This is a genomic window from Pseudoalteromonas sp. Z9A6 (assembly GCF_011378805.1).
In the GTDB taxonomy this organism is placed as follows: domain Bacteria; phylum Pseudomonadota; class Gammaproteobacteria; order Enterobacterales; family Alteromonadaceae; genus Pseudoalteromonas; species Pseudoalteromonas distincta.
On sequence record NZ_WTKZ01000130.1, the window covers coordinates 1 to 823 of the forward strand.

General features: G+C 41.6%; 1 protein-coding gene. It reads right to left on the reverse strand.

The features are described from left to right. The coding region (locus tag GQR53_RS20495) for an IS256 family transposase (protein ID WP_165745058.1) at positions 1 to 823 on the reverse strand (823 nt) is incomplete at both ends.

Consider the following 823-nt stretch of genomic DNA (forward strand, 5'->3'; position numbering starts at 1 on the left):
CAATCGCATTCGTGGTATAAATAGCTTTACGCACGTAATCTGGATACTTGAAATAAACCGACAGATTGCCCCATTTACGACGCCAAGACGCGATAACAATAGGGTATAACTTGCCCCATTTGTCATCTAATTCGTCAAGAGCGGCTTCTGCTGCATCCTTAGTGGCAGCCTTATAAACGGGTTTCAAGTCAGTCATAAACTCTTTTTGGTGCTTTGAAGCAACGTACTTCATCGAATTACGAATTTGATGAATGACGCACTCCTGCACTTCGGCGTCGGGGTAGATTGTTGCTATTGCTTCAGGGAAGCCTTTTAGTCCATCAACACAGGCAATTAAAATATCGGATACACCGCGATTATGTAAATCAGTTAATACTGATAACCAATAGTTAGCCCCTTCACTTTCAGAGATATATAAACCAAGTAACTCTTTTCGGCCTTCAATATTGACACCTAGTACGGTATAAATAGCCTTACTCACGTAGCGGCCATTTTCTTTAATCTTATAATGAATGGCATCAAGCCAGATAAACGGGTAAAGCGTATCTAAGCTGCGAGCTTGCCATGCTTTAAGCTCTGGTATCAGTTGGTCTGTTACGGCAGTGATGGTGGCCTCTGATACTTCAACGCCATACATATCCTGTATATGGCCTCGAATATCTCGGTAACTCATACCTAAAGCAAACATAGATAGAATTTTCTCATCAATTTCAGGCGTTAACTTAGTTTGGTTCTTTTTAACTAGCTGAGGTTCAAACGAACCTGCGCGGTCTCTGGGCGTTTCAAGTTCGAATTGCCCTATGGATGACTTAACTGTTTTTTT